The 23252-nt window shown below is 72.8% G+C and carries 22 protein-coding genes; 13 read left to right on the top strand and 9 right to left on the bottom strand.

Going from position 1 to position 23252, the window contains the following annotated elements; genetic code table 11:
* Window position 1: 1 nt before the first annotated feature.
* The gene (locus JGR68_RS03170) at window positions 2-1696 is read left to right on the top strand and encodes a sulfite reductase subunit alpha (RefSeq protein WP_234446573.1); all 1695 of its coding nucleotides are present in this window, start codon (window positions 2-4) and stop codon (window positions 1694-1696) included.
* Here JGR68_RS03170 and JGR68_RS03165 read toward each other — a convergent pair.
* Complete coding sequence (locus JGR68_RS03165; RefSeq protein WP_199360480.1) at window positions 1690-2337, bottom strand: HutD family protein; 648 nt, start codon at window positions 2335-2337, stop codon at window positions 1690-1692. The two genes, JGR68_RS03170 and JGR68_RS03165, sit on opposite strands and share 7 nt — an antisense overlap.
* 148 nt (window positions 2338-2485) lie before the next feature.
* Window positions 2486-2842, bottom strand: a complete 357-nt coding sequence (locus JGR68_RS03160) for a helix-hairpin-helix domain-containing protein (RefSeq protein WP_199360478.1) — start codon at window positions 2840-2842, stop codon at window positions 2486-2488.
* A 213-nt stretch (window positions 2843-3055) separates the two neighbouring features.
* Here JGR68_RS03160 and JGR68_RS03155 point away from each other — a divergent pair, with 213 nt between their 5' ends.
* On the top strand, window positions 3056-4549 hold the full coding sequence (locus JGR68_RS03155; RefSeq protein ID WP_199360887.1) for a M20 family metallopeptidase: 1494 nt from the start codon (window positions 3056-3058) through the stop codon (window positions 4547-4549).
* A gap of 83 nt (window positions 4550-4632) precedes the next feature.
* Window positions 4633-4911, top strand: coding sequence for a GlsB/YeaQ/YmgE family stress response membrane protein (locus JGR68_RS03150; RefSeq protein ID WP_199360476.1), 279 nt, complete (start codon window positions 4633-4635; stop codon window positions 4909-4911).
* Window positions 4912-5528: 617 nt separating this feature from the next.
* Here the strand turns inward: JGR68_RS03150 and cysC are convergent.
* The 3 genes from cysC to JGR68_RS03135 are packed head-to-tail and all read right to left on the bottom strand — an operon-like array spanning window position 5529 to window position 9717.
* Complete coding sequence (cysC, locus tag JGR68_RS03145; protein ID WP_199360474.1) at window positions 5529-7361, bottom strand: adenylyl-sulfate kinase; 1833 nt, start codon at window positions 7359-7361, stop codon at window positions 5529-5531.
* Complete coding sequence (gene cysD, locus JGR68_RS03140; RefSeq protein ID WP_199360472.1) at window positions 7361-8272, bottom strand: sulfate adenylyltransferase subunit CysD; 912 nt, start codon at window positions 8270-8272, stop codon at window positions 7361-7363. Before cysD ends, cysC begins: the two co-directional genes overlap by 1 nt.
* Window positions 8269-9717 (bottom strand): mannose-1-phosphate guanylyltransferase/mannose-6-phosphate isomerase, encoded by a 1449-nt coding sequence (locus JGR68_RS03135; RefSeq protein WP_199360470.1) that lies wholly within the window; start codon window positions 9715-9717, stop codon window positions 8269-8271. Before JGR68_RS03135 ends, cysD begins: the two co-directional genes overlap by 4 nt.
* 82 nt (window positions 9718-9799) lie before the next feature.
* Between JGR68_RS03135 and JGR68_RS03130 the strand changes: the two genes are divergently transcribed.
* From JGR68_RS03130 to JGR68_RS03115, 4 genes are all read left to right on the top strand, one after another.
* On the top strand, window positions 9800-10813 hold the full coding sequence (locus JGR68_RS03130) for a phosphotransferase (RefSeq protein WP_199360469.1): 1014 nt from the start codon (window positions 9800-9802) through the stop codon (window positions 10811-10813).
* A gap of 10 nt (window positions 10814-10823) precedes the next feature.
* Window positions 10824-11549 carry an N-acetylmuramate alpha-1-phosphate uridylyltransferase MurU gene (gene murU, locus JGR68_RS03125; RefSeq protein WP_199360467.1) on the top strand — a complete coding sequence of 242 codons (726 nt, stop codon included), beginning with the start codon at window positions 10824-10826 and terminating at the stop codon, window positions 11547-11549.
* A gap of 5 nt (window positions 11550-11554) precedes the next feature.
* Entirely contained in the window at window positions 11555-12277 is a 723-nt protein-coding gene (locus JGR68_RS03120) for an endonuclease V (RefSeq protein WP_199360465.1), read from the top strand.
* Between the two features lie 103 nt (window positions 12278-12380).
* Window positions 12381-12827 carry a hypothetical protein gene (locus tag JGR68_RS03115; protein ID WP_199360463.1) on the top strand — a complete coding sequence of 149 codons (447 nt, stop codon included), beginning with the start codon at window positions 12381-12383 and terminating at the stop codon, window positions 12825-12827.
* An 86-nt stretch (window positions 12828-12913) separates the two neighbouring features.
* On the opposite strand, the gene JGR68_RS03110 is transcribed toward JGR68_RS03115, so the two are convergent.
* The 3 genes from JGR68_RS03110 to JGR68_RS03100 form a co-directional block, all read right to left on the bottom strand.
* Window positions 12914-13786, bottom strand: a complete 873-nt coding sequence (locus tag JGR68_RS03110; protein WP_199360461.1) for a pirin family protein — start codon at window positions 13784-13786, stop codon at window positions 12914-12916.
* 106 nt (window positions 13787-13892) lie between these two features.
* Window positions 13893-16049, bottom strand: coding sequence for a bifunctional 23S rRNA (guanine(2069)-N(7))-methyltransferase RlmK/23S rRNA (guanine(2445)-N(2))-methyltransferase RlmL (gene rlmKL, locus JGR68_RS03105; RefSeq protein WP_199360459.1), 2157 nt, complete (start codon window positions 16047-16049; stop codon window positions 13893-13895).
* Window positions 16046-16582, bottom strand: coding sequence for a hypothetical protein (locus JGR68_RS03100; protein ID WP_199360457.1), 537 nt, complete (start codon window positions 16580-16582; stop codon window positions 16046-16048). The genes rlmKL and JGR68_RS03100 overlap by 4 nt, the downstream gene beginning before the upstream one ends.
* A 66-nt stretch (window positions 16583-16648) precedes the next feature.
* On the opposite strand from JGR68_RS03100, the gene JGR68_RS03095 reads away from it, so the two are divergent.
* The 4 genes from JGR68_RS03095 (at window position 16649) to JGR68_RS03080 (ending at window position 20229) form a co-directional block, all read left to right on the top strand.
* Complete coding sequence (locus tag JGR68_RS03095) at window positions 16649-17194, top strand: N-acetylmuramoyl-L-alanine amidase (protein WP_234446620.1); 546 nt, start codon at window positions 16649-16651, stop codon at window positions 17192-17194.
* Between the two features lie 69 nt (window positions 17195-17263).
* On the top strand, window positions 17264-18166 hold the full coding sequence (gene tesB / locus JGR68_RS03090; protein WP_199360453.1) for an acyl-CoA thioesterase II: 903 nt from the start codon (window positions 17264-17266) through the stop codon (window positions 18164-18166).
* 4 nt (window positions 18167-18170) lie between these two features.
* Window positions 18171-19019: a DUF2007 domain-containing protein gene (locus JGR68_RS03085; RefSeq protein ID WP_199360451.1), complete on the top strand. Its 849-nt coding sequence runs from the start codon at window positions 18171-18173 to the stop codon at window positions 19017-19019.
* 76 nt (window positions 19020-19095) lie between these two features.
* A complete protein-coding gene (locus tag JGR68_RS03080; RefSeq protein ID WP_199360449.1) occupies window positions 19096-20229 on the top strand; it encodes a sigma-70 family RNA polymerase sigma factor in 1134 nt (377 codons plus the stop codon).
* 103 nt (window positions 20230-20332) lie between these two features.
* On the opposite strand, the gene JGR68_RS03075 is transcribed toward JGR68_RS03080, so the two are convergent.
* Window positions 20333-21031: an EF-hand domain-containing protein gene (locus tag JGR68_RS03075; protein WP_199360447.1), complete on the bottom strand. Its 699-nt coding sequence runs from the start codon at window positions 21029-21031 to the stop codon at window positions 20333-20335.
* A 174-nt stretch (window positions 21032-21205) separates the two neighbouring features.
* Here JGR68_RS03075 and JGR68_RS03070 point away from each other — a divergent pair, with 174 nt between their 5' ends.
* Both JGR68_RS03070 and JGR68_RS03065 read left to right on the top strand, forming a co-directional pair.
* On the top strand, window positions 21206-21937 hold the full coding sequence (locus JGR68_RS03070; protein ID WP_199360445.1) for an arginyltransferase: 732 nt from the start codon (window positions 21206-21208) through the stop codon (window positions 21935-21937).
* Between the two features lie 47 nt (window positions 21938-21984).
* Window positions 21985-23229 (top strand): endonuclease/exonuclease/phosphatase family protein, encoded by a 1245-nt coding sequence (locus tag JGR68_RS03065; protein ID WP_199360443.1) that lies wholly within the window; start codon window positions 21985-21987, stop codon window positions 23227-23229.
* Window positions 23230-23252 lie beyond the last annotated feature (23 nt).

The raw sequence follows: 23252 nt of genomic DNA, 5'->3' as shown, positions 1-23252 counted from the left end.
CGTGAGCACGGTCGCCTCCCCGATCGCGTCGCGCGCGGCGCAGGCCGGCACGCTGATCGCCCTGTGCGCGGCGGCCCTGGCCCTGGTGCCGCTCCACGGCGACGCCTGGTGGCCCGCGGCGCCGGACGGCACGCGGACCGGACTGGCGGCGCTGCTGTCAGCCGCATGGCTGGTCGCGAGTGGCCTCACGCTGCGCCGCGCCCGGCGCGCTGCGCGCACGCAGGCCGCGCGGAGCGCCGCCGATGCCGGCGTTCCGGAACCCGCCGACTGGCTGGTCGTCCACGCGAGCCAGACCGGCCAGGCGCTCGAACTCGCGCAGCGCACGGCCGGATCCCTGCAGGCCGCGGGGCTGCGCGTGCGCCTGCGCGAGATCTCATCGCTGGATGCCGCCACGCTCTCCAGCGCGCGGCAGGCGCTGTTCGTCGCCAGCACCACGGGCGAAGGCGACGCGCCCGACCCTGCCGCTGGATTCATCCGCGCCACCATGCGCGAAGACCTCCGCCTGCCCACCTTGCGCTACGCCGTGCTCGCGCTGGGCGACCGCGGCTACCGCAACTACTGCGCCTTCGGCCACGCACTCGACCGCTGGCTGCAGGATGCCGGTGCGACCCCGCTGTTCGACCTGGTCGAGGTCGACAACGCCGATCCAGCGGCGCTGCGCCACTGGCAGCACCACGTCGGCACCGCCGCCGGTGCGTCCGGCCTGCCCGACTGGGCGCCGGTGGCCTACGAGGCCTGGACCCTGGCCGCGCGGCGCGAACTCAACCCGGGCAGCGCCGGAGCCCCGGTGTTCGAACTGCGGCTCACGCCTCCGGCCGGCGACAGCCCACGCTGGCGCGCCGGTGACATCGCCGAGATCGGACCGCGCCAGGACCCCGCGGCGGTGGACGCACTGCTGGCGGCAGCCAGGCTCGACGGCGCAACCCGGGTGCAGCGCGACGGCGTCGCGCACCCGCTCGCCGACCTGGTCTCGCGCTCGCAGCTGCCTCCGGTCGATGGGCTTACCGGAATCCAGGCACAGGCCCTGGCCGACAGGCTCCAGCCGCTGCCATCGCGCGAATACTCGATCGCCTCGATCCCCGGCGAAGGCACGCTGCGCCTGCTGCTGCGGCGCATGCTGCGCCCCGACGGCACGCCGGGCGTGGGCAGCGGCTGGCTCTGCGACCACGCGCCGCTGGGCGGCACGGTCGACCTGCGCGTGCGCGCGAACCCGGGCTTCCACGGTCCGCCCGCGCAGCGGCCGCTCGTACTGCTCGGCAACGGCACCGGCATCGCGGGCCTGCGCGCGCACCTGGCCGAACGCGCGGCCGACGACGGCGCCCGCAGCTGGCTGCTGTTCGGCGAGCGCCACGCCGACCGCGACTTCCACCTGCGCGAGGACATCCTCGGCTGGCTTGCGGACGGCACCCTTGCACGCCTCGACCTGGCGTTCTCGCGCGGCACCGATGGCGCCGCACTGCCCCCGTCGGCGCTGGCCGCCGATCGCGCGGCCATCCATGCCGGCCATGTGCAGGGGGCGCTGCGACTCCAGGCCGCGCGGCTGCGCCAGTGGGTCGACGATGGCGCCGCGCTCCTCGTCTGCGGCAGCCTGCAGGGCATGGCCCCCGGCGTGGACGCCGAGCTGCGCGCGATCCTCGGCAGCGTGCGCGTCGACGATCTGCTCGCCTCGGGCCGCTACCGCCGCGACGTCTACTGAGCGGCGCCGGCCGCCGGATCGACGCGCACCAGCAGCAGTTCGCCACTGCCCTCGAGCATATGCCGGCCGCGGCCCGCGCCCGCCACGATCAGCGCGCTGTCGCCACGCTCGAGCAGCGGCAGTGACCGACCGCCGTCGATCGTCAGCTGTCCGGCCACCACGTGCACGGCCCAGCTGCTGCCCGGCTCCACGAACAGCAGCATCGAACCGACCAGCGGACGGTGCCAGAGACGCGGCAGCACCCGCCTGGTGTTCCACATCAGGTTGAACACTTCGGCCCGCGCGCCTTCGAGGCGCGCATGCACGGACGCATCCCCGCTGAAGCGCTGCCGTCCATGCGGTGGCAGCAGCGGCCGCTGATCGTCGCCGCCGAAGTCCAGCGCAAGGCCATCGCCCGAGAGCAGCACCTGCTCGCGTTCGACGCCGGGAAACGTGGAGTACGGCGTATCGGCCTCGATCTCCGCGATCGACAGCCGCCAGTCCCAGGCGTTGGCGTCCGCGTCGGCGTCGGCGTAGGCGTCGACGCCATTCGGCGCAGCCACCGCGTGGATCTCGCGCGTCCAGCCCAGGCCGTTGCGCCAGCGGAGGCGCCGGTAGCCGCAGGCCGGAAGGTGTCGCAGCAGGGATGCATCGCCGCTCATGCGCGGAGTGTAGTCACGCGCGCGGCGCCCGGGACGCGTCCATGCGTCCCGAAGCTGCGTGGGGTCGACCATCGGCGGGCGGGATCGCCCCGGGTCCGACGGTCCACCGCGTCCGGCGCGTCCCTGCGCCGGATCCGGGAGCCGTCGCTCAGGGCTTGCCCGCCGCCGCCACGCGCTTGGCGGCCGGCTTGGGCGCCGGCTTCGCACCGCCGGCAGCGGGCTTGGCCGCCGCACCGCCGGCGACCACGATGCGGTCGCGGTTGCGCTCCACGGTCTTCAGGCCGACGCCCTTGACGTTGGCCAGCTCGTCGGCGCTCTTGAAGGCGCCGTTGGCCTTGCGGTGGGCGACGATGGCCTCGGCCTTGGACGCGCCGATGTTGACCAGCACGCGGTCGATGGTGGCCGCGTCGGCGGTGTTGATGTTGACCTTCTCGCTGGCGATGGCGCTGCCGGCCGCGAGCAGCGACAGCAGCACGGGAACCAGCACGGATTTCAGGGGCTTCATGGCGCTCTCCTTGCGTTGGGGATTCTGTGACGCCGGGCCCTCCTGGCTCCGGCGTGGCCAGTCTCGACCGCCAGCCGCGCCCGATGGCATCGCCGCACCTCCCACCTTCATGCCGGCGTCCTGCGCCCGCGGCTGTCCGGAAAGCCCGAGGCGGGGGGCGTAGAATCGGGCTTTCACCGCAGAACACAGGACGCCCCCATGGACACCAGCCTGATCGACCCCGCCCGCGCCGAGCGCTTCGTCTCCGCCAAGTGGGATGACGAGATCGTGCCGCAGCTGGTGGAGTACATCCGCATCCCCAACAAGTCGCCGATGTTCGACGCCGACTGGGTGGAGCACGGCTACATGGAGGACGCGGTCAGGCTGATGGAAGACTGGGCGCGCGCCCAGGACATCGCCGGCATGCAGCTCGAGGTGGTGCGCCTGGAAGGCCGCACGCCGCTGATCTTCATCGACATCCCGGCGGCCAACGGCGGCAATGCCGACGACTGCGTGCTGCTTTACGGCCACCTCGACAAGCAGCCCGAGATGACCGGCTGGGACGACGACCTCGGCCCCTGGAAGCCGGTACTGCGCGACGGCAAGCTCTATGGCCGCGGCGGCGCCGACGACGGCTATGCGATCTATGGCTCGCTCACCGCGATCATGGCGCTGCAGCAGCAGAAGCTGCCGCACGCACGCTGCGTGGTGCTGATCGAGGCCTGCGAGGAATCCGGCAGCTACGACCTGCCTGCCTACGTCGACCACCTCGCCGACCGCATCGGCCAGCCTTCACTGGTGGTGTGCCTGGACTCCGGCTGCGGCAACTACGACCAGCTCTGGTGCACCACGTCGCTGCGCGGCCTCGCCGGCGGCAACTTCACCGTCAAGGTGCTGGAGGAAGGCGTGCATTCGGGCGACGCCTCGGGCGTGGTGCCGTCGAGCTTCCGCCTGCTGCGCCAGCTGCTGTCGCGCATCGAGGACGAGCAGACCGGGCGCATCCTGCTCGAGGGACTGCACGTCGAGATCCCGGCCGAGCGCCTGCAGCAGGCGGAAAAGTGTGCCGAGGTGCTCGACACCGCCGTCTTTGACAAGTTCCCGTTCCTGCCCGGCATGACGCCCATGAGCGACGAGCTGACCGGGCTGGTGCTCAACCGCACCTGGCGCCCGGCGCTGTCGGTGACCGGCATTGGCGGCATGCCCGTGCTGGAGTCAGCCGGCAACGTGCTGCGGCCGCACACCGCGGTGAAGCTGTCGCTGCGGCTGCCGCCCACGCTCGACGGCAAGCGTGCCGGCGAGATGCTGCAGGAAGCGCTGCTGCGCGACCCGCCGAATGGCGCCCATGTGACGCTCGAACTGGAAAAGGCCTCTTCCGGCTGGAACGCGCCGGCAATGGCGCCGTGGCTGGAGAGCGCGATCGACGCCGCCAGCCAGGCGTTCTACGGCCGGCCGGCGATGTACATGGGCGAAGGCGGCTCGATCCCCTTCATGGGCATGCTCGGCGAGAAGTTCCCGGGCGCGCAGTTCATGATCACCGGCGTGCTGGGCCCGCATTCCAATGCCCACGGCCCCAACGAATTCCTGCACATCGAGATGGGCAAGCGGGTCACCGCCTGCGTCGCGCAGGTGATCGCCGCCCACCAGGCCGCCAGCGGCCGTGGCGAGACCACCGGCTCGACGGTGGCCGCCGACAGCGGCACGCGACACGGCGACCACGGCTGCTGCTGAGCCCGCGCGGAGCCGGCAGGCGACGGCCGCCAGCCGCGCCTGTCGCCTGTTAAGCTCCGGGCTCATCACTCGAGGGGGCGGCAATGGACGGTGTATTTGGCGGCAGCGGCTGGCTCTGGATCATCCTCGTGGGCTTCGTGGTCGGCGTGCTGGCGCGCCTGATCAAGCCCGGCAAGCAGGACATCGGCATCATCCTGACCGTCGTGCTCGGCATCGTCGGCGCGCTGTTCGCCGGCTGGATCGGCCGCATGCTGGGCTGGTACGACCAGGGCGAGAAGGTCGGGTTCATCGCCTCGCTGATCGGCGCGGTCGTGATCCTGTTCGTCGCCGAGGCCGTGAACGGACGCCGCCGCCGGCGCTGAGCGGCTGCGACGGACGGGACGAAAGAAGCCGGGCATTGCCCGGCTTTTTCCTGGTTCGTTTCCCAAGTGCGGGAGGCGCCGCGCTGCAGCTTCGCGGCGCTTTGACGCATGGCCTGCTGCCGCTCATGTCCCCCGATGCCGGCCCATAGGGCCGGCATCTCCTCCTTGACTTCCCGTCAGCAGGCCACACGCCAAAGCGATGCGGGGCTGCGGGCGCTCCTTCGAAGAGCAAAAGCCGCGTGTCGTGACAATCATCTGCGGTGCGCATTGCGCACTGCGCACTGCGTCGTTCTCCCTGGGCCTTGCGCCTTTCGCCTTGCGCCTTTCGCCTTTCGCCCTTCGCCCTTCGCCTTTCGCCCTTCGCCTTTCGCCCTGCGGCCAGCGTCCAGCGGCCGAACCGATCCGGACTGCGGTGCGATGCCTGCTGACGGGAAGTCAAGGAGGAGGCGCCGGCCGCAGTCCGGAGCCGGGGGACATGAGCGGCAGCAGGCATCGCGCCGCAGCACCGCCAAGGGTCCCGCCGTGCAGGGTTCCGGAACCAAGCGACGCGCAAGGCCCTGACTTTTGGAAGAGAACGTTTGTCGCGTCCTTGCCGAACGTGGGGAAGAACGTCTCTTTCAGTCCAGCAGCCGGGCGATCACGCGCGCGGCCAGTGCATCCGGACTCTCGGCCAGCGTGTCGAGCACGAGCTCCGCCGACTCGGGCGGCTCGTAGGGCGAGTCGATGCCAGTGAAGTTCGGCAGCTCGCCGCGGCGGGCCTTGGCGTAAAGCCCCTTCACGTCGCGGCGCTCGGCCTCTGCCAGCGGGGTGTCCACGAACACCTCGATGAAATCGCCGGCGTCGAACAGCGCGCGCGCCGACGCACGCTCGGCGCGGAACGGCGCGATGAAGCTCACCAGCACGATCAGCCCGGCGTCGGTCATCAGCCGCGCGACATGGGCGATGCGCCGCAGGTTCTCGACCCGGTCCTCGTCGGTGAAGCCGAGGTCGCGATTGAGGCCGTGGCGCACGTTGTCGCCGTCGAGCAGGTAGGTGTGGCAGCCGCGCGCGACCAGGCCGCGCTCCACCAGGTTGGCGATGGTCGACTTGCCGGCGCCGGACAGGCCGGTGAACCAGACGCAGCGCGGGCGCTGGCCCTTGAGCCCCGCGCGCACCCCCGGCGTGACATCCAGCGCCTGCCAGTGGATGTTGTCGGCGCGGCGCAGCCCGTGCCGGATCATGCCCGCGGCAACTGTGGCGCGCGTCAGCAGGTCCACCAGCACGAAGCTGCCCAGGGCCGGTTCGTCGGCGAAGGGCGCGTAGGGAAGCGGGGAGTCGAGCGAGAGCGCCACTTCGCCGATGTCGTTGGCCTGCAGGCGCTTGGCCGCCAGCGGCTGCAGCGTCTCCGGATCGAGCAGGTGCTTGATCTCGCCCACCCGCGCGCCGACCACGCAGGGCCCCGACTGCAGCTGGTAGCGGCGGCCCGGCAGCAGGGCGGCATCGTCGAACCACAGCAGGTCGGCGACGAACTGGTCGGTGGCCGCCAGCGGCGCGCCGGCGGCGGCCAGCACGTCACCGCGCGCGGCGTCGACGTCCTCGGCCAGCCGCACCGAGACGGCGTCGCCGGCGTGCACCTCCGCCGCCGCATCGCCCGAGCGGCGCAGCGCCGCCACGGTCGCCGCAACGCCATCGGGTTCGATCCGCAGGGCGTCGCCGGTCCGCAGCGTGCCGGAGGCGAGCGTACCGGCCAGCCAGCGGCCGCCTTCGCCGTCGCGAAGCACCAGCTGCACCGGCAGGCGCGCCGGCAGCCCGGCGCCGCGCGGTGCCACCACAACGGATTCGAGGTGGCCGAGCACCGTCGGGCCGGTGTACCAGGGCATCGCGTCCCCGGCGGCCACGGTGACGTTGGCGCCGGTGGCGGCGGCCAGCGGAATCGCTTCCACGTCGGCGATGCCGAGCTTCGCCGCATGCGCGCGGTAGGCCGCGGCGATGGCATCGAACACCGCCTGGTCGTGGCCGACGCGGTCCATCTTGTTGACCGCCAGCAGCACGTGGCGCACGCCGAACATCGAGGCGATGGCGGTGTGGCGGAAGGTCTGCGGCAGCAGCCCGCGGGTCGCGTCGACCAGCACGATCGCGAGGTCGGCGACGGAGGCACCCGTGGCCATGTTGCGCGTGTACTGCACGTGTCCCGGGCAGTCGGCGATCAGGAAGCGGCGCCGCGGCGTGTCCAGGTGGCGCCAGGCGACGTCGATGGTGATGCCCTGCTCGCGCTCGGCCTCGAGGCCGTCGAGCAGCAGGGCGTAGTCGATCTCCCCGCCGCGGGTGCCGTGGCTCACGCTGGCCCTGGCCAGCGCCGCGCGCTCGTCGTCCGGCACGCGCCCGGCTTCGGCCAGCAGGCGCCCGATCAGGGTGCTCTTGCCGTCGTCGACGCTGCCGCAGGCGACGATGCGCAGGAAGTCGCGCGCCATCAGAAATAGCCCTCGCGCTTCTTCTTCTCCATCGAGTCGCCCTCGGCGTGGTCGATCAGGCGCCCTGCCCGCTCGGACTGCGTGCCCGCCTCCATCTCCGCGATGATCGCGTCGAGGTCGCTCGCCGCGGAGTCGATGGCACCGGTGAGCGGATAACAGCCCAGCGTGCGGAATCGCACGCGCCGCAGCACCGGCTGCTCGCCGGCGCGCAGCTGGAAGCGATCGTCGTCGACCATCACCAGGGTGCCGTCACGCTCGACCACCGGCCGTTCGGCGGCGAAATACAGCGGCACCACCGGGATGCGTTCGCGGCGGATGTAGCGCCACACGTCCAGCTCGGTCCAGTTCGACAGCGGGAAGACGCGCGTGCTTTCGCCGGGATTCACGCGCGCGTTGTACAGGTTCCAGAGCTCCGGACGCTGCCGGCGCGGATCCCAGCGCTGGTTGCCGTCGCGGAAGGAAAACACGCGCTCCTTGGCGCGCGACTTCTCCTCGTCGCGGCGTGCGCCGCCGATCGCGGCGTCGTAGCCGCCTTCGGCCAGGGCCTGCTTCAGCGCCAGGGTCTTCATCACCTCGGTGTGGCGGCTGGCGCCGTGGCTCTGCGGCCCGATGCCGTCGCGCACGCCGTCGGGATTGATGTGCACGCGCAGCTCGACGCCGGTCTCGGCCGCGCGGCGGTCGCGGAAGGCGATCATCTCGCGGAACTTCCACGTGGTGTCGACGTGCAGCAGCGGGATCGGCGGCCTGGCCGGCGCGAACGCCTTCAGCAGCAGGTGCAGCAGCACCGAGCTGTCCTTGCCGATCGAATACAGCATCACCGGCCGGCGGCACTGGCCCGCGACCTCGCGCAGGATGTGCAGGCTCTCCGCCTCGAGGCGGTCCAGCTGCCGGCCGATCGCGCCTGCGTTCACGAGCGCCCGTAGACGTCTTCGTAGCGGACGATGTCGTCTTCGCCCAGGTAGTCGCCCGACTGCACCTCGATCAGCTCCAGCACTTCGGTGCCGGGGTTCTCCAGCCGGTGCTTCGCACCCAGCGGGATGTAGGTCGACTGGTTGGCGTGCAGCTCGAAGACGTCGTTGTCGCGGGTCACGCGCGCGGTGCCGCGGACCACGATCCAGTGCTCGGCGCGGCACGTGTGCGACTGCAGCGACAGCCGGCCGCCGGGCTTGACCTTGATCCGCTTGACCTGGAAGCCCTCGTCCTGGTCGATCGAGTCGTAGCTGCCCCAGGGCCGGTGCACTTCGCGGTGCAGCACGGCGTGGCTGCGGTCGCCGGCCTTGAGCTGCGCGACCACCTCCTTGACCTGTTGCACCCGGTCCTTGCGCGCGACCAGCACCGCATCGTCGGTCTCCACCACCACCAGGTCATCGACGCCGACCAGGGCGACCATGCGCCGCGACCAGACGTAGCTGCCGTGGCTGTCGACGGCGATGACCTCGCCGTTGTGGGCGTTGCCGTCGGCATCCTGCGGGCTGACCGCCCACAGCGCCGACCACGAGCCGACGTCGTTCCAGCCGATGTCGACCGGAAGCACCATGGCGCGCGAGGTCCGCTCCATCACCGCGTAGTCGATCGAGTCCGAGGGCGACGCGGCGAAGGCGTCGCGCTCCAGGCGCACGAAGTCGCCGTCGCGGCCGGCACCGTCGAAGGCGCGGCGCACGGCCTCGAGCATGTCGGGACGGAACTGGCCCAGCTCTTCGAGGTAGCGCGATGCGCGGAACAGGAACATGCCGCTGTTCCAGTAGTAGCCGCCGGCGTCCAGGTACGCCTGGGCGGTGGCGGCATCGGGCTTCTCGACGAAGCGCAGCACCGGGCGCACGCCAACCGCCCCGCCAGGCCCTGCCGCGCCGGGTTCGTTCGCTCGCGCCTGGTCCGCACCAGCCTGGATGTATCCAAACCCTGTTTCCGGGGCTTCGGGCACGATGCCGAAGGTCACCAGCGCGCCGGATTCCGCCGCCGGCATCGCTTCGCGCACGGCGGCCTGGAAGGCGGCCGCGTCACGCACCACGTGGTCCGAGGGCAGCACCAGCAGCAGCGGATCAGCGCCCCCGGCCATCGCCTGCAGCGCGGCCGCGGCAATCGCCGGCGCGGTGTTGCGGCCCACCGGTTCGAGCACGATGGCGGCGCCGTCGACGCCGACCTGGCGCAGCTGCTCGCCGGCCAGGAAGCGGTGCTCCTCGTTCGCGACCACGATCGGCGCCAGGGTCGACAGGGGCGCCACCCGCAGCCAGGTGTCCTGCAGCATCGTCCGCTCGCCCGCCAAGGCCAGGAACTGCTTCGGATAGGCCTCGCGCGACAACGGCCACAGCCGCGTGCCGGAGCCTCCGGACAGGAGCACGGGTTGCAGCTGGGTCATGGTGCGGTGGGCCTGCGCTGTCGTGGGGCAAGCGCGGAGTTTACCCTGTGCACCGACGCCGCCTCGCCGGCCCGGAGACCGCATGACCACCGCCATCCACGACAGTCGCGCGACCGAGCGCGGCGACTGGGCACGCGCCGCCGCCGGCAGCGACACCCTGACCCTCGAACGCGCGTCCACCGACGCCGGGTTCCGCAGCTACTGGCGCGCACGCGACGCGGGCGCCGCCACCCGGGTGGTGATGGATTCCCCGCCGGAGCTGGAGGACGTACGCCCGTGGCTGCGCATGCACGCGCTGCTCGAAGGCGGCGGCGTGCGCGTTCCGCGGGTGCTGGCGCGCGATGTCGAGCGCGGGTTCCTGCTGCTCGAAGACCTTGGCGTCGACACCCTGCTGCAGGCCATCGACCCCGCCAGTGCCGACGCGTACGTCGACGCCGCGATCGACCAGCTGTTGCGCATCCAGGCGATCCAGGCCCCGGATGACCTGCCGCGCTACGACGAAGCCCTGCTGGCGCGCGAGCTGCGCCTGTTCGACGCGTGGTTCCTCGGCCGCCACCTGGGCGTGCAGCCCGGCTGCGGCGACCTCGAAGCGCTCGACCTGGCCTACCGCGTGCTGATCGATGCCGCCCTGGCCCAGCCGCGCGTCCTGGTGCACCGCGACTACATGCCGCGCAACCTGATGCCGGTCGAAGGCGGCCTGGCGGTGCTCGACTTCCAGGACGCGGTGCTCGGCCCGGTGGCCTACGACCCGACCAGCCTGTTCAAGGACGCGTTCCTCAGCTGGCCGCCGGAACGCGTGGAGGGCTGGCTGCTGCGCTACCACGCCCGCGCGATCGACGCCGGCGTGCCGGTTCCGGCGGCGCCGGAGCGCTTCCTGCGCGACGCGCGGCTGATCGGCATCCAGCGCCACCTCAAGGTGCTGGGGATCTTCGCCCGCCTGCACCACCGCGACGGCAAGCCGAAGTACATCGCCGACGCGCCGCGCTTCCTGGCCTACCTGGACGAGGCGCTGCCGCACCATCCCGAGCTGGCCCCGCTCGCCGGGGTGATCGAGCGCCACGTGCGGCCGGCACTCGCCGCCATGACGGCCGCCTGAGCGCGCCGCCGTGAAGGCCCTCGTCTTCGCCGCCGGACTCGGCGAGCGCATGCGCCCGCTGACCGACACCACGCCCAAGCCGCTGCTCGAGGCGGGCGGCAGGACGCTGGTGGCCTGGCACCTCGAGAAGCTCGCGGCCGCTGGCGTGCGCGACGTGGTCCTCAACACCTCCTGGCTTGCACCGCAATTCCCCGCCACCCTGGGCGACGGCAGCCGCTGGGGGCTGCGCCTGCACTACGCCTTCGAGGGCGACATTCCCCTCGAGACCGGCGGCGGCATGCTGCACGCGCTGCCGCTGCTGGGCGATGCGCCCTTCCTCGCGGTCAACGGCGACATCTGGTGCGACCTGGATTTCGCCGCCCTGCCGCGCGAGCCGGAGGGCGCTGCGCACCTCGTCCTGGTCGACAACCCGACGCATCACCCGCAGGGCGACTTCTCCCTGGATGACGAAGGCCGCGTGCACGGCCACGGCGGCCCGCGCCTGACCTTTGCCGGCATCGGCATCTATCGACCTTCGCTGCTGCAGGACTGGCGCGCCACCATCGGCGACATGCCCGGCGCCGGCGACGATCCGCCACGCTTCAAGCTGGCCCCGCTGCTGCGCGCGGCGATGGACCGCAACGCCGTCACCGGCCAGCACCACCGCGGCCGCTGGACCGATGTCGGTACGCCCGCCAGGCTGGAGGCGCTCGCGCGGGAACTCAAACAGCCGCCTGACGCCGGGCGCACCTCCTGACCGCCATGGCCGGGCCCCTCGAGCCGATGGACACGACGCCCGCCACCGGCATCGACGCATGGGATGGCACGCTTGCGCATGCCCGCGAACTCCAGGCGCGGCTGGCCTCACGGGTCCAGCGGCGCGACGGCTTCGCGGTTCCGCTGCGCACGGTCGCGGGGCTGGCGTTCGACCTGCCCGCGCACGGCGGAACGCCCGGTGCCGCCGCGGTGCTCCTGGACGCCGACACCCTCGCCGTCCTGGGCCGGCAGGTGGTGCAGGTGGCGAACCCCTGGCCCGGGGCCGATGCGCCGCGATCGTTCCAGGTGATGCCCGCCATGGTCGCGGCCCTGTCCGGACTCCCGCATGCACCCGACCTCGCCTTCGTCGAAGGCCACGGCATCGCGCATCCGCAGGGACTCGGCGTGGCGGCGCATGCCGGCGTCGCGACCGGCGTGCCCTGCATCGGCGTGGCCCGCGAGATCCTGATGGGTTCGGCGCCCGATACCCACGACACGCGCGGCGCCTATACGCCGCTGCGCGACGCGGCCCGTCGCCAGGTGGGCTGGCTGCTGCGCAGTCGCACCGACCGCGCACCGCTGGTGGTGTCCCCGGCGCACCGCGTCGCGCTGGCATCGACCGCCGACCTGGTGATGCGCTTCATGCGCGCGCACTGGCTCCCCGAGCCGCTGCGGCTTGCACGCGCACTGCTGGAACCCGATCCGGCGGGAAAAACCGCTGGCGAATGATGCGCTTGCGCTCAATCCGTGACACACATCACGGATTTGCACGGCGCGCACCGACAGGATCGGGGAAGGGCCGCAATCTCCACGCGCCCCAAGGGGAAAACACATGTACGCCAAGACTCTGCTGGCCGCGGCCGTCCTGCTGATGGCCGGAGCGGCCCAGGCCCAGTCCGTGGGCACCTGCCCGACGCTTCCCGCCAACAGCGGCCTTGCCTGGGACACGCTCGACGGCAGCGGCTATACCTTCTGCAAGGCCATCCGCCCAAGCGACGGCCAGCAGGTGCTCGCGGTGATGATCACCACCGATTCGACCTTCCGTCCGCGCCGCCCGAACCGCCTGCAGGAAGCGCGCATCGACGGCGGCGAGACCTGGTGGTACCGCGGCGAGCTCTCGGGCAGCACCGGCACCGAGGTCCGCGAGACGCAGGTCGAAATCGACCGCCGCCACGTGGCGCACATCTCGCTGCGCGGCCGCAGCGAGGAAGAGCTCGCCCACGCGATGTCGCTGGCCGAGGCGCTGCGCTTCGACGACGTCCGGCTTTCGATCAACTGATCGACCGCTGACCGGGGTCGGCCAGCACGGGCCGGATCACGACGGCCCGGACCGCGTCATGACCAGCCGGCCCATGACCGGCTCCGTCAGAAGCGGCCTTCCTGGAAGTCCACGAAGGCCTGCATGAGTTCCTGCCGCGTGTTCATCACGAACGGGCCGTGGCGCGCCACCGGTTCGCGCAGGGGCCGGCCGGCCACCAGCAGCACGCGTGCCCCGGCCGCGCCGGCCTCGATGCGCAGCAGGTCGCCGCCGCCGAGGATCGCCAACTCCTGGCTGGCCACGGCGCGCGCCTCGTCACCGGTACCCAGCATGGCCTCGCCCTCGAACACGTAGGCGAAGGCGTTGTGGCCTTCGGGCAGCCGGTGCTCCCAGGCCACGCCCGCGTCCAGCGTCGCGTCCAGGTACAGCGGCGAGGTGGCGGGCTGGTCGATCGGACCGTGCACCTGGCGGCCGTCGCGGTCGGCGAGTTCGCCCGCCACCACGCGCACTTCGACGCCGTCCACGGGATGCGCGACCGGAATCCGCTCCGGCGCGAACTCCTGGTAGCGCGGCTCGGACATCTTGTCCCGCCCCGGCAGGTTCACCCACAGCTGGAAGCCGCGCATGCGGCCGGCCTCCTGCTCGGGCATCTCGGAGTGCACCAGGCCACGCCCGGCGGTCATCCACTGCACGCCGCCGGGGACCAGCAGGCCCTCGTTGCCGTGGTTGTCGCGATGGCGCATGCGGCCGTCGAGCATGTAGGTCACGGTCTCGAAGCCGCGATGCGGGTGGTCGGGGAAGCCCGCCAGGTAATCCTCCGGGCGATCGGTGCCGAACTCGTCCAGCAGCAGGAACGGATCGAGGTCGGGCAGCTCCTGGCCGCCGATGACGCGCGTGAGCTTGACGCCGGCGCCGTCGGACGCGGCGCGGCCGCGCACCTTGCGCACCACGCGGGTGGAATCGAAGCGGGTGGGGGCCATGGCGGGCTCCTGTGGAGGGGACTCCCTCCATCATGGCGGCCCCACGGCGGCGCGGAAGCCCCGCCCCTGCAACGCTGCGGTCCCGCGCGCGAAGGCGGCCCCCGACCTACCTGCGCCGCAGCCGCCAGGCGCGGTGGATCCGCGGGTTGCGCGCGAAATCGGGAGGGATCGTCTCGCCGGTGATGTCCTCGCAGTGCGCGAACTCCGCCACCGCCTCCTCGTCCAGGCGGAAGCGCCGGTAGTTGTTGGAGAAGTACAGCACCCCGTCGGGCGACAGCCGCGCCACCGCCGCCTGCAGCAGGCGCACGTGCTGGCGCTGCATGTCGAAATCATCCGCGCGCGCGGAGTTGGAGAAGGTCGGCGGGTCGCAGAAGACCAGGTCGTACTCGCCCGTGTCCGCCTCCAGCCAGGCGACGGCATCCGCCTGCACCATCCGGTGCGCGTGACCGGCGAGCGTGCGGCCGTCGACGCGGTTGCCGCGCAGGTTGTCCGCCGCCCACTGCAGGTAGGTCGCCGACAGGTCGACGCTGGTGGTGCTGGCCGCGCCACCCACGCCGGCGTGCACGGTGGCCGCGCCGGTGTAGCAGAACAGGTTGAGGAAGCGCCTTCCGCGCGCCTCGCGCTGCAGCCGCGCGCGCAGCGGGCGATGGTCCAGGAACAGCCCGGTGTCGAGGTAGTCGAACAGGTTCACGCGCAGACGCGCGGCGCCTTCGCGCACGGTGATGGACTCGCCGCGGCGCTCGGCCGCGCCGCCGGCGTACTTGCTGCCGCCCTTGCCGCGCGCCCGGACCTTGGTGGCGATGCGCTCGCGCGGGACGCCGAAGACCTCGCGCGCCGCCGCCAGCACTTCGCCGAAGCGGCGACGCACGTCGGCCTCGGGAATGTCGGCGGGCGCCGCGTACTCCTGCACGTGCAGCCAGGTCGCGTCGGGGTCGTCGGCCTCGGTATAGACGTCGATCGCGACCGCGTATTCCGGCAGGTCGGCATCGTACGCGCGGTAGCAGGAGATGTCCTCGCGCACGCGCCAGGATTTCGAGGCCCGCAGGTTCTTGCGCAGCCGGTTGGCCAGCATCTGCGCGCCGGCGCTCAGCGGGCGCGGGGCGCTGTCCTCGCGCAGCGGCGGCTGGACCGGATCGGCCACCAGCAGCGAGCACTCCAGCGCGCCGTTGAACAGCTGGTAGACCTTCTGCGGGCGCAGCCCGGTCGCGCGCGCGAGCTCCGGGTCGCCGCACAGCAGGCTGGCCCGCCAGTACGGCGCGATGCGCCGGAGCGCATCGCCCAGGCCGCGATACAGCTGGGCATCGGCGGCCAGGCGCGCGTCGTAGGGCGGATTGCTCGCGACCAGGCCGCGCAGCTGCGCCATCGGCTGCAGCGCGGCGACCTGGCGCTCGTCGAACTGGATCGCCGCGGCGAAACCCGCCACCTCGGCGTTCGCGCGCGCGGCGCGCAGCGCGGCCGGGTCGACGTCACTGCCGAAGAACACCGGGCGCAGCGCTTCGCGGCCGGCCTGCTCGCGCCCCAGGGCTTCGGCGCGCAGCGCGTCCCAGGCGGCGAGGTCGAAGCCGCTCCAGCGCGACGGCGCCGTGCCGCCGTGGCGCAGCAGTCCGGGCGCGACGTCGGCGGCCATCGACGCCCCTTCCACCAGCAAAGTGCCGCTGCCGCACATCGGGTCGAGCAGCGCGCCGCCTTCGGCGTACACCTGCGGCCAGTGGCCACGCAGCAGGACCGCCGCGGCCAGGGTCTCCTTCAGCGGTGCGTCGCCCTGCGAGCGGCGCCAGCCGCGCCGGTGCATCGCCCCGCCGGCCAGGTCGACCGAGAGGATCGCGCGGCCCTTGCGCACCACCAGGTTGAGCAGCAGGTCGGGCGACTCGAGGTCGACGTCGGGCCGCTCGCCGGTTTCGGCGCGCAGGCTGTCGACCACCGCGTCCTTGACCCGCTGCGCGGCGTAGCGCGCGTGGGTGATTCCCTCGCCGGACACGCGGGCATCGACGGCCAGGGTGCGCCCGGGCGCGAGGTGGGTGGCCCAGGGCAGCTCGGCGACCTTGCGGTAGAGCACGTCCTCGCTGTCGCAGGGAAATTCCGCGAGCGGCCACAGCACGCGGCTGGCCAGGCGCGACCACATCACCGCGCGCTGGGCGTCGGCCAGTTCGCCCTCGACGTTGACGCCGGAGACCGTGGCCGTGGCGCGCTCGCAGCCGAGCGCCATCAGCTCGTCGGCCAGCAGGTATTCCAGGCCCTTGCCGCAGCTTGCGAAGAACCTCACGGCGCGAGCGACCCGAGCAGTTCCGCGAACAGCGCGGCCGAGGCCTCCACGTGGCCGGACAGGCGATGGCCGTCGTCGACCAGCAGCAGCCGGTCGCCGCGCGGCGCGGCCCAGGCCACCACGTCGGCGGCGGGGATCAGCTCGTCGCCCCACCCGTGGATGATCGCGGTCGGCACCGGTGCCGCCTGCAGCGGATGCGCCGAGGCCAGGTTCACCGGCGGCGCCATCAGGAACAGCGCGCGCACCGGTGCCTGCAGCGAGACCGCCCCGGAGATCCACGCGCCGAGGCTCGAGCCGGCCAGCACCAGCGGGCCGTCGGCGGCGCGCGCCGCCACCAGCGCCCGGAGGTGGGCCAGGCGCGCGGCCACGTCACCGTGGCGGCCGAGCTCGCGCTGCGCGTCGAACGCCGTGTAGTCGGGGCGCTCATGGCTCCATCCGAGGCGTTCGGCCACGTCCGCGAGCGCGGTGACCTTGGTCGCGTCGGGGCCGCTTTCGAAGCCATGGGACAGGATGCAGTGGCCGCGAAGGCTCATGGTGTCGCCGGTACCGGGGGAACCGTGAATGCTAGCATCGCCGCCGTCTCCAGCCCGGGCCGCCACGTGCGCATCGACCCCCTGCCCTACGAACGCCTGCTGGACGCGCGGCCGCTGTCGCAGGTGGACCTGGTGGTGATCCACTGCACCGAGCTTCCGGACCTCGCCACCGCCCGCGAATACGGCGCGCGCGTGCTCTACCCGGCCAGCGGCACCGGCAACAGCGGCCACTGGTACATCGACCGCGACGGCCAGGTCGAGCGCTGGGTCGAGCCAGCGCGCATCGCCCACCATGTGCGCGGGTTCAATCCCCGCTCCGTCGGGATCGAACTGGTCAACAGCGGCCGATGGCCCGACTGGCTGGATTCGCGGCGCCAGGCGATGCACGAGCCCTATCCCGGGCCGCAGCTCGATGCGCTGTCGACACTCCTGCAGGCGCTGTGCGCGGAGCTGCCCGCGCTGCGCTGGATCGCCGGCCACGAGGACCTCGACGCGCAGCAGGTTCCCGCAAGCGACGACCCCGGCCTGCAGGTGCGCCGCAAGCGCGACCCCGGCCCGCTGTTCCCCTGGGACCGCATCCTCGCCGCCACCACCCTGCAGCCCCTCCTGTAGGAGCGGCTACAGCCGCTCCTGCAGGGGCGCGCAGGCCGCCGGTCATGGACCGCCGCCTATAATCGCCGGATGCCCCAGACCACCCCTGCCCCGGCCTCCGAACTCCTCGACCTGCTCACCCTCGAGCGCCTGGAGGACAACCTGTTCCGCGGCCAGAGCCGCGACATCGGCACCAAGTATGTATTCGGCGGGCAGGTGCTGGGACAGGCGTTGTCCGCGGCGCAGGCGACGCTGACCCAGCCACGCGGCGCGCATTCGCTGCACGCCTACTTCCTGCGCGCCGGCGACATCGACCATCCGATCGTCTACGACGTCGACCGGACCCGCGACGGCGGCAGCTTCTCCGTGCGCCGGGTCACCGCGATCCAGCACGGCAAGGTGATCTTCTTCTGCGCGGCCTCGTTCCAGGACGCGGAGCGCAGCGCCGAGCACCAGCTGTCGATGCCGGAAGTGCCGCGACCCGAGGACATCGAGCCCGCGCATGCGGTCCCGGACTCGGTGCTGGAAACCCTGCCGACCAAGGTGCAGCGCTGGCTCGACCGCAGCGGCCCGTTCGAATTCCGCCACGTCTATCCGCGCGACGAGCTCAATCCGCCCAAGCGCCCGCCCTACCAGCAGGTGTGGTTCCGCCTGGCCGAGAAGGTCGGCGACGCGCCCGAACTGCACCGGGCCCTGCTGGCCTATGCCTCGGACTTCCAGCTGCTGGGCACCGCCACCTTCCCGCACGGCATCAGCTACTACACGCCGAACGTGCAGATGGCCTCGCTCGACCATGCGCTGTGGTTCCACCGCCCGTTCCGCGCCGACGACTGGCTGCTGTATTCGATCGACAGCCCCAGCGCGCAGGGCTCGCGCGGGCTGGCGCGCGGCCTGATCTATGACCGCCAGGGCCGGCTGGTGGCCAGCACCGCGCAGGAAGGCATGATCCGCGTGGTGGGCGGCGACCCCGCGGCGCCGGCGGCGGCGGGCTGAGGACGTGCGCCAGGTCTTCTCCAGCCCGCGCATCGAAAACGTCGAGGCGGTCGCGCGGATGCTCACCGACGCCGGCATCGAGGCCCGGGTCAGCAACGGACGCTCCTATCGCGGCGCGATCCGCGGCAACTTCAGCTATCGCGACGGCGGCGGCGGTGCGCCGCGTCCGTCGGTCTGGGTGATCCGCTCGGACCAGCAGCCCGAGGCGCGGCGCATGCTGCGCGAAGCCGGACTGCTGCAGTCCCCGGCGCGCGGCCAGGGCTTCCTGCCAAGCGGCCAGGCGGCCGGTGCCGGTGCCGGCGCTGCCGCCGCCCAACCGGCGCGCGGCGGGGGCCGCTTCCGCTACGGTCTGCTGCTCGCGGTGGCGGTGATGGCGGCGCTGGCGATGCTCGCCTGGCGCGCCGGGCGCGACGACACCGCGCCCGCGGGCCTGGCAACGCCGACCGCCGGGCCATCGCCGGACGCGCCTGCGGCCCCGGCCGCATCGCCGCTCTCCGGCGTTCCCGACATCACCGCGCTGCCGGACACCGCCTTCGTTGTGGCGACGCCGCCCGCCCTGGCCGCGACCCTGGTCCGTTCGGAGCTGTCCGCTGCCGGCGACCCGCGCGCCTGCCTGTCCATCGACGGCGCGGACCCGGCGCCGGAGCTGCTGCGTGAGCTGGCCGCCGCCGGCCTCGACGTGCTCTCCGCCTCCGCCTGCGGGGACGATCGGGTCGCGGTGGCCGTTTCCGGCTACACCACCGACGGATCGGGCCGCGGCACGGTGCAGCTGGCGGTCGGCACCGCGCCGCCGCGGACGCTGGCGGTGCGGCGCGAGGGCCGGGACTGGCTGCTGGACGACGCGGCGCCCTGACCGCCGGTCACGTTCCGCGGCCGGCGCCGTCTGGATACGATCGGGTGCCAGCCCGGCACCGCCACGCGAGCCGCACATGACCGCCTGCGCCATCGACGCCCTCATCCACCGCGAGCTGCCGGCCGCCGCCGGCGGCTGCGAACAGGCCTATACGCGCATCATCGTCGCCAGCCAGAACACCGTGACCGCGGTGGCCCTGGCGATCACGCGCGATCCGACCGCCAGCGAGGACATCGCGCAGGAGGCCTTCCTGTCGGCCTGGCAGAACCTCAGGCGGCTGCAGAATCCGTCGAGCTTCCTGCCCTGGCTGCGCCAGATCACCCGCAACCTGGCCTTCGACCATCTGCGCCGGCACCGCAACCGCGCGATCGGCGGCGAAGCGGCGGAGATCGCGATCAGCCACGCGGCCGACCCCTCGCTCCTGCCCGAGGAGCAGCTGATCGACGCCGAGCGCGAGCGCATGGCGGCGGAGCTCATCTCCGAACTTCCCGAGGACAGCCGCGAAGTGCTGCTGCTCTATTACCGCGAAGGCCAGAACTCGCGCCAGGTGGCGGAACTGCTCGGCATGTCCGACGCGGCCGTGCGCAAGCGCCTGTCACGTGCGCGCAAGAGCCTGCGCGGCGACCTGCTGTCGCGCTTCGGCGACTTCGCGCGGGCCACGGCGCCGGGCACCGCGTTCGCCGTCGGCGTGACCGCGATGCTCGGCTTCAGCCGGCCGGCCGCCGCCGCCGGGTTCGCCAAGGTCGGCGGCAGCGTCATCGGCGGCGTGCTGGGCAAGGGCGTGCTGGGCACGGCCGGCGCGCTGGGCGGCGGGCTGCTCGCCGGCCTGGTGACCGCGTGGCTGTGCCGGAAGATGCTCACCGCCTATGCCGACGACGACGCCGAGCGCGCCGGGATCCTGCGGGTCTACCACACCTACATCTGGACCTCGCTGGTGGCCGTGGGCCTGACCCTCGCCGCGGCCTTCAGCTTCGACAGCCTGGTCGCGACCTACGCCCTGGCGCTGGCGGCGATCGCCATCCTCAACTGGCAGCTGCTGGGTCCGCTGGCCCGGGTGATGAAGCCGCTGCTGCGCCGCGACGCCATGCGCAATCCGGACGGCGCGCGCATGCGGCAGCTGCTGTACCGGCTGACCTTCGGCCCGAGCGGCGTGGCGATCAGCAACCTCGCCATCATCGGCGGGCTGCTGCTGCTGTATTTCAAGGGCTGAGGCCGCTCAACGCTGCGCCCTCGCGGCACGAAAAAGCCCGCACCTGGCGGTGCGGGCCTGGAGGGGATGGCCGAGGCCACCCCTGTCCGACGGGAGCAAAGGCTCAGCGGCGCTTGCCCGCCTCGAGCTCCGCGCGGCTGAGGACGCCGTCGCGGTTGTCGTCCATCCACGCGAAGCGCTTCGACAGGCGCGGCATCTTCTCGTCGACCTCGACGCGGCTCAGCTTGCCGTCGCGGTTGAGGTCGGCGGCGGCAAACGCCTCGGCAAGGCGCTTCCCGCCTTCGGCGCGACGCTGCGCGCGCGTGCGCTCCTGGTGCGCGGCGACCTCGGTGCGGACGATGAAGCCGTCGCGATTGGCGTCGATCGCGTCGAAATCGACCGCTGCACGGCGGCCCATGCGCGGGCCGTCCGGGTATCCGTCGCGCATGCGGGGCGGGGCGTCGGCGGCGGCCGTTCCAGGCGCCGCGCGGCGCTCGGCCATGCGGGCGGCGTGGGCCTGGCGGGCTTCGTCGCGTGCCGCCTTCGCGGCGTCGAACTCGGCGCGGCTGACGCGGCCGTCGCCGTCGGCGTCCATGCGCTCGACGCCGCCCCACATGGCATGTCCGCCCGGGCCGCGGCGGCCGTGGTGGCCGGCGCCATGCCGGCCATCGCGCATCGGGCGCTCCGATTTGGCGTCGCGGGTGGCGTCGCCTGCGGCGGCCTTGGCGGGCGCGACGGACGGGGACTGGGCGGCCGCCATGCCGGCGACACCCACGGAAGCCAGCGCGAGGGCGGTGGCGAAGAACAGGGCATGACGCTTCATGCGTGACTCCTCTTTGCGGCAGCGACAGTGCTGCAGTGCCCCGTTCAACGCACGGCACCGCGCGACCGTTGACCGGCCGGCAACGGGGTTCAGCTCCCAGCCGGGTCGCGGCCGCTGCGACCGGGCGCAGTATCCTGCCCGCATGCATCGCGTCGCTTCCGCCTCCTGCGCAGCATGCCGGCCATGACCGAGCCGGCGGCGCTGCGCCTGTTCCATACCGCGGAACACCCCTGCGGCTACTGGCCCGAGCGCGCCGCGCGCGACCTGGTCCTCGATCCCGGCGACCCGCGCCTGGCCGAGAGCTATGCGCGCGCGCTGTCCTGGGGCTTCCGCCGCTCGGGGGACCTGGTCTACCGCCCGCACTGCCACGGCTGCCGCGCCTGCGTGCCGGTCCGCATCCCCGTGGACAGCTTCGTACCCGACCGCAGCCAGCGCCGCTGCCTCGCGCGCAATGCCGACGTGCAGGCGCGCATCCTGCCGGCGGGCGAGAACAGCGAGCGCTTCGAGCTGTATCGCCGCTACCTCACCGGACGGCACCCCGGCGGTGGCATGGACGACCACGGCAAGCCGGAATTCGCCCAGTTCCTGGTCGGCAGCTGGTCGCAGGGCCGCTTCCTCGAACTGCGTGCCGGTGGACGCCTGCTGGCGGTGGCGGTCACCGACCTGGTGGAGGACGCGCTGTCCGCCGTCTACACCTTCTACGATCCGGCGGACGCCGCACGCGGCCTCGGCACCCTGGCGATCCTCCACCAGATCGAATGGGCGCGCCGCGACGGCCGCCGCCACCTCTACCTTGGCTACTGGATATCGGGACACCGGAAGATGGACTACAAGCGCAGGTTCCAACCCCTCGAACAGTTCGACGGCCGCGCCTGGCAGCCGCTGTCGCGCGGTGGCGAGGCGTGAGTGCGCGCCTGCACCGGATGCGGCCGGCCGCGCCGGAATCGCCCCGCATGGCGTCCGCCGGCAGGCGTGCAGCCTGGGCGCTTGCCGCGTGCGTGCTGCTCGCCGGCTGCGTGCGCGTGAACGTGCACGGTGATCCGGGCCAGGCGATGCAGCCGGCGACGCTGCGCGTGGCCACCTACAACGCCTCGCTGTATTCCGACGCGTCCGGCGGCCTGCTGCGCCGGCTCGAGGCCGGCGACGGCGACGCGCGCAAGGTGGCCGCGGTGCTGCAGCGCGTCCGCCCCGACGTGGTGCTGGTCAACGAATTCGACTTCGACCCGTCCGGCCGCGCCGCCGATGCCTTCCAGCGCGACTACCTCGAAGTACCGCAGGCCGGCGGCGGCGATGCGCTGCGCTATCGCTACCGCTATTTCGCGCCGGTGAACACCGGCGTTCCCAGCGGGCTGGACCTCGACCGCAGCGGCGACGTCGGCGCAGCCGGACCGGTGGACGGCGAGGACGCCGCCGCGGCGCGCGGGCGCGGCAACGACGCCTGGGGCTACGGCCTGCATCCCGGCCAGTACGGCATGCTGCTGCTGTCGATGCATCCCATCGACACCGCGGCCATCCGCACCTTCCAGCGGCTGCGCTGGAGTGCCATGCCGGGCGCCGCGCGCCCCGTAGATCCCGCGACCGGCGGACCCTGGCATGACGATGCCATCTGGTCGCAGCTGCGCCTGTCGTCGAAATCGCACTGGGACGTGCCGGTGCGCACGCCGCTGGGCACGGTGCACATGCTGGCCTCGCACCCCACGCCGCCGGTCTTCGACGGCCCGGAGGACCGCAACGGCGCCCGCAACCACGACGAGATCAGGCTGTGGACCGAATACCTCGGCGGCGGCCGCGCCGGCTGGCTGTGCGATGACGCCGGCCGCTGCGGCGGCCTCGATCCAGGCGCGCGATTCGTGATCCTCGGCGACCTCAACAACGACCCCGTCGACGGCGACGGCCGCCACGAGGCGATCACCGGCCTGCTGTCGCATCCGCGCGTGCTGCGCGCCGACCCGCCGGCCAGTGCCGGCGCGCGGCATGCCCAGGGCGCCGACCGGCCCGACCGCCGCGGTGACGCCGGGCATGCCACCGGCGATTTCGGGCCACGCGTCGGCCCGCTGCGGCTGGACTACGCGCTGCCCTCGAGCGGATTCCGCCTGCGAAATGCCGGGGTGTTCTGGCCGGCCCCGGGCACGGATGGCGCCGGGATCATCGACGGCACCGACCATCGCCTGATCTGGGTCGACCTCGCCAACCCGTGAGCCCGCGCGGGCGCGCACCCGGT

Source organism: Luteimonas sp. MC1750, assembly GCF_016615955.1.
GTDB lineage: Bacteria > Pseudomonadota > Gammaproteobacteria > Xanthomonadales > Xanthomonadaceae > Luteimonas.
The sequence above is the reverse complement of the archived record's forward strand: the minus strand, read 5'-3'. Positions and strand labels throughout refer to the sequence as shown.

Excerpts from the sequence above, each read along its gene's own strand:
- JGR68_RS03165 (WP_199360480.1), bottom strand. The coding sequence starts at position 2,337 with ATGAGCGGCGATGCATCCCTGCTGCGACACCTTCCGGCCTGCGGCTAC.
- JGR68_RS03160 (WP_199360478.1), bottom strand. The coding sequence starts at position 2,842 with ATGAAGCCCCTGAAATCCGTGCTGGTTCCCGTGCTGCTGTCGCTGCTC.
- JGR68_RS03150 (WP_199360476.1), top strand. The coding sequence starts at position 4,633 with ATGGACGGTGTATTTGGCGGCAGCGGCTGGCTCTGGATCATCCTCGTG.
- cysC (WP_199360474.1), bottom strand. The coding sequence starts at position 7,361 with ATGGCGCGCGACTTCCTGCGCATCGTCGCCTGCGGCAGCGTCGACGAC.
- JGR68_RS03135 (WP_199360470.1), bottom strand. The coding sequence starts at position 9,717 with ATGACCCAGCTGCAACCCGTGCTCCTGTCCGGAGGCTCCGGCACGCGG.
- JGR68_RS03130 (WP_199360469.1), top strand. The coding sequence starts at position 9,800 with ATGACCACCGCCATCCACGACAGTCGCGCGACCGAGCGCGGCGACTGG.
- JGR68_RS03120 (WP_199360465.1), top strand. The coding sequence starts at position 11,555 with ATGGCCGGGCCCCTCGAGCCGATGGACACGACGCCCGCCACCGGCATC.
- JGR68_RS03115 (WP_199360463.1), top strand. The coding sequence starts at position 12,381 with ATGTACGCCAAGACTCTGCTGGCCGCGGCCGTCCTGCTGATGGCCGGA.
- JGR68_RS03110 (WP_199360461.1), bottom strand. The coding sequence starts at position 13,786 with ATGGCCCCCACCCGCTTCGATTCCACCCGCGTGGTGCGCAAGGTGCGC.
- JGR68_RS03100 (WP_199360457.1), bottom strand. The coding sequence starts at position 16,582 with ATGAGCCTTCGCGGCCACTGCATCCTGTCCCATGGCTTCGAAAGCGGC.
- tesB (WP_199360453.1), top strand. The coding sequence starts at position 17,264 with ATGCCCCAGACCACCCCTGCCCCGGCCTCCGAACTCCTCGACCTGCTC.
- JGR68_RS03080 (WP_199360449.1), top strand. The coding sequence starts at position 19,096 with ATGACCGCCTGCGCCATCGACGCCCTCATCCACCGCGAGCTGCCGGCC.
- JGR68_RS03075 (WP_199360447.1), bottom strand. The coding sequence starts at position 21,031 with ATGAAGCGTCATGCCCTGTTCTTCGCCACCGCCCTCGCGCTGGCTTCC.
- JGR68_RS03070 (WP_199360445.1), top strand. The coding sequence starts at position 21,206 with ATGCCGGCCATGACCGAGCCGGCGGCGCTGCGCCTGTTCCATACCGCG.
- JGR68_RS03065 (WP_199360443.1), top strand. The coding sequence starts at position 21,985 with ATGGCGTCCGCCGGCAGGCGTGCAGCCTGGGCGCTTGCCGCGTGCGTG.